Origin of the sequence: Bradyrhizobium sp. S3.2.6, from assembly GCF_040546885.1 — a bacterium.
GTDB classification, from domain to species: domain Bacteria; phylum Pseudomonadota; class Alphaproteobacteria; order Rhizobiales; family Xanthobacteraceae; genus Bradyrhizobium; species Bradyrhizobium cytisi.
In genome coordinates this window covers 12,730-27,700 of sequence record NZ_JBEPOS010000034.1, presented here as the reverse complement: position 1 = coordinate 27,700, position 14,971 = coordinate 12,730, and the positions used below count along the sequence as shown (strand labels likewise).

11 protein-coding genes are annotated in these 14,971 nt (G+C 57.3%); 4 read left to right on the top strand and 7 right to left on the bottom strand.

The features are described 5' to 3' along the window. Window positions 1-78: 78 nt before the first annotated feature. From ABID58_RS34790 to ABID58_RS34780, 3 genes are all read right to left on the bottom strand, one after another. On the bottom strand, window positions 79-1,866 hold the full coding sequence (locus tag ABID58_RS34790; RefSeq protein WP_085399916.1) for a peptide ABC transporter substrate-binding protein: 1,788 nt from the start codon (window positions 1,864-1,866) through the stop codon (window positions 79-81). Window positions 1,867-2,490: 624 nt separating this feature from the next. Next, on the bottom strand, window positions 2,491-3,663 hold the full coding sequence (locus tag ABID58_RS34785) for a M20 aminoacylase family protein (RefSeq protein ID WP_085399914.1): 1,173 nt from the start codon (window positions 3,661-3,663) through the stop codon (window positions 2,491-2,493). Next, window positions 3,549-3,998: an ATP-binding cassette domain-containing protein gene (locus tag ABID58_RS34780; RefSeq protein WP_144030671.1), complete on the bottom strand. Its 450-nt coding sequence runs from the start codon at window positions 3,996-3,998 to the stop codon at window positions 3,549-3,551. The genes ABID58_RS34785 and ABID58_RS34780 overlap by 115 nt, the downstream gene beginning before the upstream one ends. A 302-nt stretch (window positions 3,999-4,300) precedes the next feature. Between ABID58_RS34780 and ABID58_RS34775 the strand changes: the two genes are divergently transcribed. After that, window positions 4,301-4,471 carry a hypothetical protein gene (locus ABID58_RS34775; RefSeq protein ID WP_161495786.1) on the top strand — a complete coding sequence of 57 codons (171 nt, stop codon included), beginning with the start codon at window positions 4,301-4,303 and terminating at the stop codon, window positions 4,469-4,471. A 216-nt stretch (window positions 4,472-4,687) separates the two neighbouring features. On the opposite strand, the gene ABID58_RS34770 is transcribed toward ABID58_RS34775, so the two are convergent. Continuing rightward, window positions 4,688-6,202, bottom strand: a complete 1,515-nt coding sequence (locus ABID58_RS34770; RefSeq protein WP_085399912.1) for a porin — start codon at window positions 6,200-6,202, stop codon at window positions 4,688-4,690. 490 nt (window positions 6,203-6,692) lie between these two features. Between ABID58_RS34770 and ABID58_RS34765 the strand changes: the two genes are divergently transcribed. Beyond that, window positions 6,693-7,178, top strand: coding sequence for a MarR family winged helix-turn-helix transcriptional regulator (locus ABID58_RS34765; RefSeq protein ID WP_354037409.1), 486 nt, complete (start codon window positions 6,693-6,695; stop codon window positions 7,176-7,178). 121 nt (window positions 7,179-7,299) lie between these two features. Here ABID58_RS34765 and ABID58_RS34760 read toward each other — a convergent pair whose 3' ends face one another. From ABID58_RS34760 to ABID58_RS34750, 3 genes are all read right to left on the bottom strand, one after another. Further along, window positions 7,300-8,391 carry an alpha/beta hydrolase family protein gene (locus ABID58_RS34760; protein ID WP_085399909.1) on the bottom strand — a complete coding sequence of 364 codons (1,092 nt, stop codon included), beginning with the start codon at window positions 8,389-8,391 and terminating at the stop codon, window positions 7,300-7,302. Window positions 8,392-8,972: 581 nt separating this feature from the next. After that, window positions 8,973-10,373, bottom strand: a complete 1,401-nt coding sequence (locus tag ABID58_RS34755) for an aminotransferase (protein ID WP_085399907.1) — start codon at window positions 10,371-10,373, stop codon at window positions 8,973-8,975. 11 nt (window positions 10,374-10,384) lie between these two features. Continuing rightward, window positions 10,385-11,863: an NAD-dependent succinate-semialdehyde dehydrogenase gene (locus ABID58_RS34750; RefSeq protein ID WP_354037421.1), complete on the bottom strand. Its 1,479-nt coding sequence runs from the start codon at window positions 11,861-11,863 to the stop codon at window positions 10,385-10,387. A gap of 190 nt (window positions 11,864-12,053) precedes the next feature. Between ABID58_RS34750 and ABID58_RS34745 the strand changes: the two genes are divergently transcribed. Both ABID58_RS34745 and ABID58_RS34740 read left to right on the top strand, forming a co-directional pair. Further along, window positions 12,054-12,530, top strand: a complete 477-nt coding sequence (locus ABID58_RS34745) for an Lrp/AsnC family transcriptional regulator (protein ID WP_085399906.1) — start codon at window positions 12,054-12,056, stop codon at window positions 12,528-12,530. Window positions 12,531-13,221: 691 nt separating this feature from the next. Beyond that, complete coding sequence (locus ABID58_RS34740; RefSeq protein WP_354037407.1) at window positions 13,222-14,904, top strand: MFS transporter; 1,683 nt, start codon at window positions 13,222-13,224, stop codon at window positions 14,902-14,904. The last annotated feature ends 67 nt before the right edge of the window (window positions 14,905-14,971 follow it).

The window sequence follows — 14,971 nt, the reverse complement described above, 5'->3', positions numbered from 1 at the left end:
GACGCCGCTTTCCGATGTGACCGTGCTCGAACAACTGGAGCGAGACGAATTTGCAAGCGAAGAGTCCTCGCCGGCTTCTCAGGCGTCCCGGTACCACTCCTGCAGATCGTCTGTCGTGAAGGCCCAAGGAGAAAGCGATGGCCGCAACGTAGTGGAGCAGGCGTTAACCCCGAAGCGCTGCATCACAGGAATGACGACCGTGTCCTGCCACAGTAAGTCGTTGCACTTGATGTAAAGGGCGGCCCGCTTGATGGGATCAAATTCGGTGTCTGCCGCATCAACAATGGCGTCATACTCCTTGCTGATCCAGCGCGGCAAGTTCATCCCTTGCCACTTGTTCTGCTTGGTGGGCACTTCGCGCGAGTGGAAGCGGCTCATATAGCTGCCCGGATCGGGCTGAATCATCACTGTCAGGAGCTCCTCGATGTCGGCGTAAAACTTCGAATACGTGTCTGGATTCCCGACATCCGAGGAGAAGAATACCGAGGCCACCACTGATTTGAGCTCCATTTCGATACCGGCCTTTTGGCAGGCCTGCTTTATGATCGCTTGTGTCTTCTGGCGCGGGCCATTGATCGACGTCTGGAATACAAATTTGAGCTTTTTGCCGTTCTTCTCGCGGATGCCGTCGGAACCAACCTTCCAACCGCCTTCTTCGAGGATCGCACTCGCCTTATCGATGCTGAACTCCCATTTGGAGTTCTTGGACACGAACTCCTCGGGTCCGTTTAGGTAATTTGCTGTGGTGTTGCCGGCCCGGCCATATATCACCTTCTTAATGGATTCGCGGTCGACCAGCATCGATAGCGCTCTGCGCACCGCCGGATCCGCAAACGCCGGATGCCTGGTTTTGAGCGACGAGCGCTCACCATCGACTTCGGTATTCGGATCGGTGAAGTTAATAAAGATACTTTCAATGCTGTTGCCGCCCAGAACGTAGACGGCTTTGCCCTTGCCGCCTTTTTCCAGACGCTGCAGCACCTCGTCTTCTACCAGCATGTTCCAGGCAAAATCATATTCGCCGGTCTGGATCACCGCGCGTGCGGCCGACACCGCATCGCCCCCGCCCTTCATCTCGATCGTGTCGAAGTGGGGGCGATTTGGCATGTGGTAGTCGCGGTTGATCTCACCTCGCAACAGGTCCCCTGGCTGAAACTCGACGAATTTGTAAGGGCCTGTACCGATCGGTTTCAGATTGTTAGGAGCCTCACGGGATTTACTGCCCTTGTATTCCGCAAACAGATGTTTCGGGATAATGCCGCCGCCCACAAAAGCATTGGCCCAGAACGGTGTTGGCTTGCGGAACGAGATGCGAACAGTGAGTTCGTCAGCCGTTTCAACCACGATGTCGCGATACGTGCCGATCGTGGTCGCGCTGGTTGCGGGATCCCTGGCGTACTCCCAATTGAAAACAACGTCATCGGCGGTGAATGGCTTGCCATCGTGCCATTTGACGCCCGGCTTGAGCTTCCATGTGACCGATTTACCATCGGAGCCGAGGCCGCCATTCTGAAGAGAAGGGATTTCGGCGGCGAGGATCGGCTTAAGATGGCCGTCGGCATCCCAGACGGCGAGCGGTTCGTAGAACAGGCGTGCGCCCTCCGAGTCCTTTTGGCCGGTAGCGAAGTGCGGATTTAGCAGTGTAGGTCCCTGCCACCACAATAACCTGAGCGGCCCGCCACCACCGGCCTTGGTCGGCTTGTATGACGTGGGAGTCTGGGCCATCGCGACGCCGCCGAAGGCGAGTATCTGGGTCGCCATCGGCGCAGTGAGCCCGGCTGCTATCATACGCTGAACGAAGGCACGCCGCGAGAGCCTCCCCTCCCTGACATCTCCGATAAGTTCAGGCAATTCATTTTCTTTCATAAGCTTGCTCCAGGTTTTTCGGTCGTCAAATTTCGCATCGGCACTCGTTGACGCCAGGTCGGAGTTAAAGGCGTGGATGCTTGTCCACTGACGGCTGCAGCTGCCGAATTTTCCGCGCGTTTGCAGACCAGTTCGGATCACCGGCATGGATTCGAGGTTTCTTAAATTTCACGCGATCAGTCCTTGCTCACGGCGCATAACCGGCCAAGCTTTAGCTTTCCGGCCAAACGCTCGGCAGGCACGATTTCTGAGTGCCGACTGCGAAGAGTCCACGAGTTCGCAGGGATTCCGCCAATTTGGCTCATAGTTTCGCTCCCCAGCCGACCCGCGATCTTGGTCGACGGGCACTTCAACGTTGACCCAATATTACTGCTGCAGAAGGCCGACTTTCTTCAATGCACAGCTTCTCATTGCCGAAATCCTGCGCCGAACTAGGAGAATCCAATCATTTCGTTCGATCGTGCGTCGGATCTAGAGCTGAGCGTACGAAAAGCTTCTGGGCTTCGAACGGACCGAATTCGACGCGGACTCTTGAGGCGCAATAGCTGCAAGGAGCCTGTCGCCCAATCGTTACAGTACCAAAAATCAATCGGCCCACCGCGATGCTTCCCGATCGCGAGCAACTCAAGCAGCAAGCGCAGTTTCGACGAGCTTTATCCAGAACGACGTCCCGTATAGAATCGCCTCGTCGTTAAAATCGAAGGCGGGGTGATGAAGCCCTGCGCTGTCCCCGTTCCCGCACCAGATGAAGGCGCCCGGCCGCTCCTGGAGCATGTAGGCGAAATCTTCCCCTCCCATTCCGGGTGGCTTCTCATGGACATTGTCTGGCCCGGCCACCTCTTTTGCCACATTGGTCGCAAGCTCGGTCGGCGCAGGATGATTGACTGTGGAGGGGTAGCCTGGACGGAAAGTCAGATCTATTTTGGCGCCTGTTACTTGAGCAATGCCGCAGACGACCTCGCGCACGCGCTTCTTCACGAGTTCACGCACCTCGGGTGTTAGCGTGCGGACGGTGCCCCGGAGCTCTGCTGTCTGTGGAACCACACTGGCGGCGGTGCCGGAATGGAACACACAGACCGAAACCCCAGCGGCTTCCACAGGATCAACGTTGTACGCAACGATCTGCTGCAACGCCGTTATGAGCTGCGCGCCGACCAAGACAGAGTTGATGCATTTGTGCGGTTGCGAGGCATGTCCACCACGGCCTTCAATGTTGATCTCGAGTGCGTCTGTTGCCGCCAGAATTGGCCCTTGTCTGATGGCGAAAGCGCCAATTGGAATGCCCGGCAAGTTATGCATCCCATAAACTTGTTCGATACCGAAGCGCTCCATCAAGCCGTCCTTTATCATCGCGGCTGCTCCCGCATCGTTCTCTTCCGCGGGCTGAAAGATCACTACTGCCGCACCGGCAAACTTCCGGGTTTCCGCAAGGTAGCGTGCCGCCCCCAATAGCATCGCCGTGTGGCCGTCATGACCGCATGCGTGCATGACGCCGCGGCTGTTGGAAGCATAAGGCAGGCCGGTCGCCTCTTCGATCGGTAGGGCGTCCATATCAGCTCGCAACCCAATCACCTTGATGGTGCCGTTGCTTGCTGCCTTCTTGCCTCTAATGATTCCGACGACGCCGGTCCTGCCGATGCCCGTCACAACCTCGTCACAGCCGAATTCACGAAGGCGCTCTGCTACGAAGGCCGAAGTACGGAAAACGTCATAGCCCAGCTCGGGATGGGCGTGAATGTCTCTACGCCAGGCCTGGATGTCAGGATGCAGGTCTGCGACACGATTGAGAATTGGCATTGAATCTCCTTATGGTCGAGGTCGTGCGGGTGGCGCGTACACCGAGAGCTTTGCGTGCGTGTATCGGTTGCGCGCGGCGCTGATTGAAAGACCATTGCAACCGAGCTCCTGAATCCATCGACTTGGTGATGATTCTTGGGCCGAACGCCCCTCGCCAACATGCTGATGCAGCGGAGCATCATAGATTTGCCTGATCCAGACGATCCGAGGACCGACATCACCTCACCTTCACGAGCGGAAAGATTGATGCCCTTTGGAAACGGAAAATCTCCAAAGCTCTTTCGCAAGTTTGAAATTGAGAGAGTGACCCGACAGCTCTCTTGTAGATCAGCCATGGGCTACTCCGAGCTTATGGAGAGACCCTGCGCGATTCGCAGGATGCGGGCAACAAGGTCCGCTTGAGCAAAGCAAGTGCCCGGTCAAGTCAAGACTGAAGCAGGTAAATCGCGCCTGGAGCAATGAAGACCTCGGTCACACGACTGGCTTGCAGAAAGACTCATTCGCTCTGCAGAGGATCAACTGCGGACTGCGAGAGCGGACGTGCTGGCCAGCATGAGGCGTTAGCTTGAGCGAATGTCTCATTTTTTCCTTCCCCAGCGATTTTCGATCCGCGGCTTGATCAACCAGAGACTATGACATGCCGATTGTATTAAACTTCGACCGCCGCATTTCACTGATAGAGAACCGCTTCGCGCTGAAGTTCCGCGTATTTATCTGGGGAATCTCTGCTTTTATGCCAATCGCTTGCCTGAAGTTCGCTGATCAGCCGATGGCGCGTGTTGTCGTCAACGACATAGTTGCAAGGTGAGGATGGAGTAACTGGGCGACCAATCTCCCGCCTCATGGACCGACGAGAATGGCAGATACTGTTGACGCTCGAACCTGCTTCAGCATAGGAGCGCAAAGATGCGCGAACTAGACCGCCCCTTCCAGTCGCGAGGCTGCGACTCCGGCCAGCGCAAGCCGTGGTACGAACATCGGAAAGGCCCCCAGCAGCATGCCGGGGGCCTTTCTTGGTGGAAGTTTACCAGCTGCGCTGAGCTCGGAGCAGCAGGCTCAGCGTGTTCTGGTCCTTCAACTCGTAGGTTGCGCCCGGCTTGGCGATACCTGCCTGCGTCGGCAACACCACCGTGCTTCCGGTCGCGTACTTCTGATCGAGCATGGTATAAGCCAGATCGGCCGAGAAGGTCAGACCCTTGACCGGGGTCCAGCGGGTAATCGTGCCAACAACCGAGTAGTTGAAGTCGGGATTGCAGCCGGCAACGCCGGTCGAGAGCGCGAGGCCTGCGACGACGGCGCCACAGATATAACCCTTGGCCGTGTCGTTGTACCGCACAGCACCCCACCCACCGTAGATCGAGGTGCTCCAGCGGGGATCCCAGTTGTGGTTGAAGGCGCCGTTGAAGCCATAAGTCGTAGTCAACTCCTGGCCAGAACCTGCGACAAACACAGAGTCGGAGAGACCAGCAAGGCCGACGCTCTGGTAAGCACCCGCCAAGCCTGTACCACCGTACATCGCGTAGGTGCTCGACGCATATTGCTGGAAGTTGTAACGGCTTGCACCGTTCGTATACACGCCTTGGACGTTAATGCTGTCACCCGCGCCCGTCGGGATGTTCTTGATCGACAAGGCCAGCTGACCGGCCCAGCCCCACTTGTTGTCCGGGTGGCCAGTGAGTTCGGTAGCACCGTAATAAGCAGCCTGATTGTTGTGCGCGGCGACCGACGCTTGGACGAGCCCCCAAGCCTGATCCACACGAAGCATGGCGATGAGGTCCGGAGCTCGCGAGCCGCCGATGTCGTTCGCACCATACGCGCCGGTAGCGAGACCTGCGGCTGTGGCGCCGCTTACGTTCCAGATATTGGTCGTGTTATGGACAACTTGATCCTCTGCCGAAAAGGAAGCCGAGATGCCCTGACCTAAATCCGCTGTATAGGTGAACTGGTTCACGGGATCCCAGCCGCCACCCCCCGGCAGGCCGTCGAAGTTGTTCCCAGGATAGTTCGACCACGGCGCGGAGAATTGCGACTGCGCCTTTCCGAAAGTGAAACCAGCAAACTGCATAAACGCGTAGTAGACGCCGAGCGAACCGCCCGCGATGCCATCACCAGAGTAGGCGGTGGCACCACCGCCGGTGCCAGCGCCGGCACCGGTGTAGCTACCCGACGTCCACGTGAAGACGCCCTCAAAGAAGGTGCGCAGCACACCATACTCCGTCGCCGTACGCGTATCGATGCTGAGGTCTTCACGAGAACGCGTGGTGAAATAATTGCTCAGGCGATTGTTCGCCCCGCCCACACCGTTCACTCGGCCATTTGAATAAATCGAATTGGTGTTTAGCGCCAAGTCGGCCCGCAGATACCCTCCGAGCTTGATGCAGGTATCGGTGCCGGGGATGTAGTAGAAGCCGGCGCCGTACAGCGAACAGATCTTCACGTACTCGACCGCCTTGGCCTTCACGGGAAGATCGGCTGCCTGCGCCCCGGACCCCACCAAAATCGCCGCAGACCCGAGAATAAGACTCTTTGTCAACTTCATCGATGAACCTCCAAGTTGGAAACGTGGTTTCCGCCCTTCAAAGATCCGCCGCTGCTAACCTCCGATGAGGCATGCTGCTTGACGGAACGACTTCGAGGCGTCCCCTCGCTGTCCATCGACAACTAATTCGGTTCATCAATTGCTTCAATTAATTAATTTCAACAATCATCTGATTGGCCGTTTGTGTGTCATTTCGGCAACATATACGCCGTTTCCGGACGTCATCTGCTCTAATACGAGGCCAGACGCAAAAAAAGAACCCCCAGGGGGCATCCCGGGGGTTCTCCTTGGAGGTTTAAGATGATTGCTGGAGAAGAGCCTGCAATGATCCGAGATCAGAAATACCTCATATTAATTGCATTTGTCAATTGCTTTCTTACATAGATCCTATGTCGCCCGCGGCCTTTCCCGGGCGAGCGAAGACAGGTACCTGTCGCTTAAATGGGCACCGACCGCCGATCGGTGACATGAAGTTTGGCGGAAAACCAACATGGTCGAAAAACACGAACAACTTGACAGAGCCGTTACCGACTTCATCTGGAAAATTGTCGAGATACATCTGCAGCTCGAGGAGATACACAAGAGCTGGGCTCAACTATTGGGAATTAGCGAACCACAATGGTTGATCCTGATGGCCATTGAACAGCTTGATGAAGGTCGCGGCGTGTCCGGCACAGGAGTCGCAAACAAGCTAGGAATTCATCCTGCCTTCGTTACCAACCAGACGAAGAAACTCGAAGCAATGGAGTATCTCGCCCGCGTACCATCGCCCGAGGACGCACGGTTCCTCCAGATGTCATTGACTCAAAAGGCGCGTGCGGAAGTAGCGAAGCTGTCAGCCAAAAGACAAGCCCTCAACTCGACAATCTTTGATGGATTGGACGAGGCGTCAATTGAATATCTCAACAGGCGACTAGCTTTGATCGCCAAGAATGGCCGATTGGCATCTCAAAAATTGAATATAGGCGCGCTGTAGGCAGCAGAGCCGACCCTGCCATTTAATCAGCATCCCGCAAGTCGCAAAATGGGATCGCGAAGTAATCTGATGATCCGCGACCGAAGATGCCTGAAACCCACGTCATGAAGTTTCTAGACGGTTAGCTGCTGATCTGGTGTCGCTGAGCAGCAACGCTTGCTGAGCTGCAACGTGTGTGGAGCTTTTGCTCCAACCATCCGAAGATGCAATCATCGGAAGTTACGAAATTTTCGATGTCCGCCCCGAGGCTTCTGATCATCCGGGGAAGGGCCAGCTCCAGATCAATGCGCTCGGCCATGCAATCAGCTTGCAGTTTGATCGCCTCCGACACGCTAACGATGCCACGCCCACCGGCAACCACGAGAACAGGGCACCTCAGGCGTCGAATAATTTGGGATCGTCGCGCCGACATTGCGCCCTGCTCTGGAACTCCATTTGTAGTCCTCGTCATCCAGCCGACGGAAGCCAGAATCCGAGCCCACTTCCAAAGTCCACCATCACACACCGCTGCAGCAAGGCGATGATCAGATACGGCAAATTCGGTGGCCAGAGCAGCCGACAACCCTTCCCCATAGATAGCTATTCTATTAGCATCAACGTCAGGCCGAACTGCCAAATAGTCCAAGCAAGACGACAACAATGTTTCCGATTGACCGCGTGAGTGACGTGAGACGTCGTCGTGAGAGAGAACGAGAACTGACATGCTCCGGCCGATCACGGCAGGCAGGAGCCTTCCGAGCAGCGTCGCCGCCGTTTCATCTTCCATGCTAATGCACATGACTGCCGAAGTGGGCAGATGGGGACCACCGGAGCGCAAGTAGAAGGCTTCAAGTTCAGTCTGATCGCAACATGGGATTTTCACCCGCTCCAGCTTCTGGGCCTTGGATGATTCGAACCTCCGAATGCCGCCGTTGACTTTGGACGAAATGTCTTCACCTTGCAGGTCGTCCTCGTCAATTAGCCGTCTGGCAATCTCAAAAGCGGTTAGCGCATAGAGCCAGGCCTCGGCCGCCTCACCGAACGCTTTCTTTTTCAGGTTCAGGTCACCAAGATTGTAGTGTTCATCTCCGATCTTTCTCCATTCGGCGATCCAGTCTTGGCGACGTTTGGCGTTATTGCTGTCGTCAACAGGTAGACTGTCTAGGAACGCCGCAGCGCCGCGCCTTGCGGACGAAAGATCGCCCCTCACATGACGCCAAAAGGCCTGCTCCATCCGATTCGCCCCCCTAGTGCCGCCCCCTCATCCCTGCCCGGGAATGGTCAGCAAGTTTCCTCGTCTGGAGATACTAGGAGCCGCTCGAGTAGATTGGTAAAGGACGGCTCTCAGGCTTTGCCTTATCTCCATTTGTAACGAAAATACTACGGGGAGACTAAAGTCGAAGTTCCGCTATATCGGGCCGGGTAACTCCGAAATCCCGCGCCTGGGTGCGACAATTCGCAGCTTTTCACACTATTAAAGTCGGGCGGTCCCGCGCGTGCCCGTTGCCATTAAATAAACCTCTGTCAGATTTCCAATTTACGGGAATATCGGATCATCGACTGAACCGCTGGCGGCGTATGGGTTGCGCATCGCTCCAACGACACGATCAGCCTAGATGGCAACACTCGAATCCAAGGGACCAGGAGGCCGTCCTGCGGACAAAACGCAAGCGATGGCAACAATCGTCATGCGGGACGATTTTTCTTCCATCGACGGTTCGATGCCGAGCTGCACGGCTAACGTGCAGCTCTTCGTGTTTGGCCAAATCCGCTCGATCGTGAGCAGGCATCCGCAGCGGCTACTTGAGTCGACTTTCAAGCGTGACCGCTTTCCTTCGCAAGCTCGTCCATCACTTGTTTAGTTGCTCGATAGGCGAGCTCAACGATCTCGTCGATTTCCGCTTCGGATACGACGAGAGGCGGAGCAAAACCAAGGATATCTCCATGCGGCATTGCTCGTGCAATAAGCCCCCGATCGCGAGCGGCCTTCGAGATGCGCGCACCCACCTTGAGCTGCGGATCAAATCGTCGTTTGGCCTGCCGATCCGCCACGAACTCAATGGCACCTAGTAATCCTACCCCTCTAACTTCCCCAACGATTTCGAGTTGAGCAAACCGCTCCTTAAGTCGACGCTGGAAGTGCGCGCCGACGGTTCTCGCCCTGTCGCTCAGTCGCTCATTCTCGACAATATCGAGGACTGCATTGGCAGCCGCTGCCGCAATCGGATGGCCTGAATAGGTATAGCCGTGGGAGAATACCCCGACACGGTCTGCCGCTTCTTCCAAAACGGCGTAAACTTTCTCACCAACGATGGCTCCCGAGAGGGGCACGTATCCCGAGGTCAGACCCTTGGCCACTGTCACCAGGTCCGGCTCAATCCCATACAAAGTACTGCCGAAGTCTGCGCCGGTTCGACCGAAACCACAAATCACCTCGTCGGCGATCAAGAGAACGTCGTAGCGCCTGAGCACGGCCTGAATTTCACGCCAGTACCCCGTAGGCGGCGGCGTGATACCGCCCGTACCGAGCACTGGCTCGGCAATGAACGCACCAATCGTTTCCGGGCCCTCTCGCAGGATCAGCTCTTCAAGCTCGCTCGCACGCCGACGAGAAAACGATTCTTCCGTTTCCCCCGGCTCAGCGCCCCAGTAGTGATGCGGCGTGCCAGTATGCAAAATGCCTGGAAAGGGAAGGTCCATGTGATCATGGTAAAATGACATGCCCGTCATTGAACCGGAGATTACTGAGCAGCCATGATAGCCCCGCTCGCGCGAGATGATCTTCTTCTTCTTGGGCTGGCCTCGTAGATTGTTATAGTACCAGACGAGCTTCGCTTGGGTCTCATTCGCATCCGATCCGGACAGCCCAAAGAACACCTTGCTCGGTTTGCCTGGCGCCATTTTTACGAGACGATCCGCAAGCGTAGCCAGCTCTTCGGTCGTGTGCGCCGCATATGTGTGATAGTATGCCAGCTTGTAAGCCTGCCGCGCGATGGCTTCAGCAACTTCAGTTCGGCCGTATCCAATATTCACACAGTACAAGCCGGCAAAGCCGTCGATAAAGCTACGACCCTGCGCATCTTCGATTCGGATGCCTTTGCCCCCAACAACAATTGTGGGATCACCGATTTTGCCAGTCGCGAATTCCTTGAGCTGAGTGAAGGGATGTAGAACCGTCGAGCGATCTCGTTCAGCGATTGTCTTGATATCCACCATGCGAATTCTCCCTAAGCCACCAAATCGCCGAAGCAGACGTATTTGAGTTCCATGTATTCCGCCAAGCCGTGTCGTGAGCCCTCGCGGCCGAGCCCGGATTGCTTCCATCCCCCGAACGGAATGGGTGGCCCTGTGAATGAAGCTGTATTGATACCGACCATGCCGCATTCGATTTGCTCAGAGAGTCGAAGCGCTCGACGTAAGCTGTCCGTGTAGACGTATCCAGCCAACCCCATTTCGTTGGCGTTGGCCCGGGCAATGACCTCTTCTTCAGAATCGAATGGAAGGACTGCAGCTACCGGCCCAAAGGTTTCCTCACGCGCGATTAGCATGTCGTCGGTGACTTCATTAAGCAGCGTCGGAGGAACGAAGTTCGGACCTAGACTGGCGCCTTGTTGCGCGGAAACTAGTCGCGCCCCCTTTTTCACCGCATCATCGATTTGGGTCCTGCACTTGTTGGCAACCGACACCTTTGTCATTGGCCCGATTTCTGTCGCAGGCTCCAGACCGTGACCGACTTTGAGTTGCACGATTGCCGCAGCAAATGCCTCGACGAAGGCATCATAGATGCCTCTTTGTACGTAGATGCGGTTAGCAGCCAAGCAATCCTGACCCGACGTGGCGAATTTTGCTGCCATCGCTCCCTTGACCGCTTTTTCAAGATCGACATCATCAAAAATGATAAAGGGAGCATGCCCCCCCAATTCTAGCGACACCTTCTTCACTGTGTCAGCCGCCCCCTTCAGAAGGAGACGGCCAACTTCCGTCGAACCTGTGAACGAAAGAGCCCGTACTCTTGTATCGCGCAACAGAGGCGTCGAAAGCTCTATGGGATTACCGACCACCACCTGAAACACGCCACGCGGGATCCCCGCCTCTTCGGCCAGCCTGGCCACGGCAAGAGCAGACAGCGGCGTCTCGGGGGCAGGCTTCACAATGATCGGACAACCAGCGGCAAGAGCGGCTCCCGCCTTTCGGGTAATCATGGCGACTGGAAAATTCCAAGGAGTGATCGCGGCGGCAACACCGATTGGCTGCATTCGCACTTGAAGGATACTTCCAGACTTGTGGCTGGGGATCGTCTCTCCGTATGCGCGCTCCCCCTCTGCAGCGAACCAGTCGAGAAATCCAGCACCATACGCGATCTCGTGGCGCGCCTCAGCGAGGGGCTTGCCTTGCTCGATCGTCACCAGGGTGGCGAGCTCCTCCGAGTGGTCGAGCATCGATGACGCCCAAGATTTGAGGATCGCCCCGCGCCTTGCCGGCAACAATTCTCGCCATGCAGCAAACGATCGTTCTGCTGCCGCGATCGCCAAGTTCATATCCGCGGCACCGCAACGAGCAACATCCGCGATCTCTTCCCCAGTAGCCGGATCGACCACAACGTCTCTTTGCTCGCCCGCAATCCAACGGCCGTCGATCAGCGCAGCCCCCGCCACGAAGTCGCGACGACGCAGATTTTGCAGGTGCCTGGCGGCAAGGCCGACCAGATGCGGACTTGTGTCCCGAATAGTTTGAAGGGCCATTGCAGGTCCCACGCTCTCGCTTGTTGAAATTCCCTATACATTCAGGATACTGGTATCGTTTAGATATTTGCGTCGCATTTTCCTGCCGTTCGGAGGATTTCCTGCATCGCACGGGCATTTTGCGGCGAAATTCACCTGAAGGCTGGAGCCGACTATGCAATACGATCGAATAGACGCCCGCATCCTCGAGATCGTGCAAAAAAACAACCGTCTAACTTCCGAGGTGATCGGCGAAATGGCGGGACTTTCTGCTACCGCCTGTCAGCGACGACTGAAGAGGCTCCGTTCGGAAGGCATCATCGAGGCCGATGTCTCGATTGTTTCTGCGAAAGCGGTAGGAAGACCTATTCAAATGCTCGTTCTAGTGAGCCTAGAGCGGGAACGTTCAGACATAATCGACAGGTTCAAGAAGGCCATCAAATCGTCACTTGAAGTCGTCAACGGATACTACGTCACCGGCGACGCCGACTTTGTCCTCTACATTACCGCGCGGACAATGGAAGATTATGAGCAGTTCACTCGGCGATTCTTCTATGAGAATCCCGACATTAAGGGCTTCAAGACGATGGTCATAATGGACCGCGTAAAGGCGGGCTTTGCCATTCCGATCGAGGCTCCGTCTGAGGATTGATGCGGGTGTCTCACTCCGCGGATCTGAGCTTTGCGCGCTTTTTCTTCGCTCATTCGCATAGAACGCAAGAAACCCGCGGTGCCGCTCCTCTACGCTAAGCTTCTGCGACAGTTGGGCTGAGGAGAGTCGTCTTCAGAATTGTGTTCGAGAGCAGATTAATGTCCACGACGTCTCATTCAGTTTGCATGACCCTTCCACTCTGATGAGAACATCCAGAACATAGGAATTCGGCGCGTTCATCTGAGGTTCGGCTCACGAATTGCGACCTCGCCTGAAGCGACCGTGACCAAAATGCCATGTTCATCCGCTACGCGAGCGGCAACAATTTTGAAGTCAAGGCCGCGGCCGAGCAACGTAGGCCGTACCTGACCGCGGGGAGCTCCGCCCAAAAACGGGACAGCGTCGCGCCTCATCCGGACAATCGCACCGCTTTTGATCGGAAATTGACAAGTCAGCGCGAGGGGTACTTTGCGCTTATTCTCCTACCGCGAGATACCGATCCTCGCGCCCGAGATAGTGATCACCAACCAAGTGGGACGCCACAGGACATAAACGGCGCTCATGCTCAAGCGCAAGGTGCGCAAAATGCACGAGGTGGGGGAAGCGCTTACCCGCTCGCTAGCGGCCAACTTCCTGGGCCATCACTGTTCGGGTCCAGAATCACCCTGCCCGAAGCGAGGCAGGAGCCGAGATGAGCGATCCGTCCAACCCCCTCGGCGCAGATGGCGTCTTGGCGTCGCTGCAGTATCCGACCTTTCGTCGCATTTGGCTCGCGAGCCTTCTCTCTAATCTCGGGATCCTGATTCAGGGCGTCGGCGCGGCATGGTCGATGACGCAGATGACGTCATCGGCCGACAAAGTCGCGCTGGTCCAGACAGCGCTGTTGCTGCCGGTCGTGCTGATTTCGATACCTGCGGGAGCCATTGCCGATATGCATGACCGACGCATTGTGGCATTGGTCTCACTAGGCATTACGCTTGCCGGCGCGACCGCACTGACGACGCTCGCCTGGCTCGACCTGGTCACGCCGAATCTCTTGCTGGTACTCTGTTTTGCGGTTGGCACTGGCATGGCGCTGATGGGACCGGCCTGGCAATCTTCGGTCAGTGAACAGGTGCCCGCGGAGGCGCTGCCGTCCGCGGTTGTGCTCAACGGGATCAGCTACAATATCGCCCGCAGCATCGGCCCGGCAATCGGGGGGATCGTTGTGGCGACCGCCGGCGCAATGGCTGCGTTTGCGCTCAACGCGCTGCTTTATCTGCCGCTGATGGTCGCGCTGTTCTTATGGAAACGCATCTCCGAACCCTCGCGTCTGCCGCCTGAAAAGCTCAGCCGCGCGATTGTTTCAGGCGTCCGGTACGTCAGCAATTCGCCGTCGATCAAGATCGTGTTGACCCGCTCTATGGTCACCGGTGTGATCGGCGGCGCGATCATTGCGCTGATGCCGCTGGTGGCGCGCGATCTTCTGCATGGTGGCGCACAGACCTACGGTATCATGCTCAGTGCCTTTGGTCTGGGCGCGGTGATCGGCGCGCTTAACATCACCGAGGTGCGCAAGCGCATGAGCGGCGAGGCGGCGATTCGCGCCTGCATGTTGGCGATGGGCGGAGCCATCGCCGCGGTGGCGCTCAGCCGCGAGCCCGCGTTGACGGCGGCTGCGATGATCGTGGCGGGGGCCGTGTGGATGATGGCCTGGGCACTGTTCAGCATCGGGGTGCAGCTGTCGTCGCCCCGCTGGGTGGCGGGGCGTTCGCTTGCGGCCTACCAGGCGGCGGCGTCGGGCGGGATTGCTGTTGGCAGCTGGGCATGGGGACGCCTCACCGACGCTGCTGGAGTCCAAATCGGGCTGCTTGTCTCCGCCGCGCTCATGCTGCTGTCGCCGCTGCTCGGCCTGTGGTTCCGCATGCCGCCGATCAGCGCGCGTGATGAAGATGCCGAGGCGCTGGCAGATCCTGAGGTGCGACTTGCGCTTAGCGGGCGCAGCGGGCCGCTTGTGGTCGAAATCGAATATCGCGTGCCCCAAGAGAATGCGCGGGCCTTTCACAACGTGATGCAGGACGTACAGCGGTCGCGCCAGCGCAACGGCGCCTATGGATGGTCGATTGCGCGGGACATCGCCGATCCCGAATTGTGGACCGAGCGCTTTCACTGCCCGACATGGCTCGACTATTTGCGCCAGCGTAACCGCTCGACGCAGTCGGAGCGCGCGCTGGATGCGCAAGCGGCGGATTTCCACGTCGGCCCTGCGCCCGTGCGGGTCCGCCGCATGCTGGAGCGCCCGTTCGGATCTGTGGGCCGGAAGGAAGACGCCCCGGGCCGGGCCACGAACAAGGGCCTGCCCGGTGATTGCAAGCGCGCCGGCAGGCACTCGTAGTTTCCGCTAAGAACTGAGAACTCTGGCGTTTCTGACTAAGCGGAGGTCGACATTGGCAGCAGGAGAA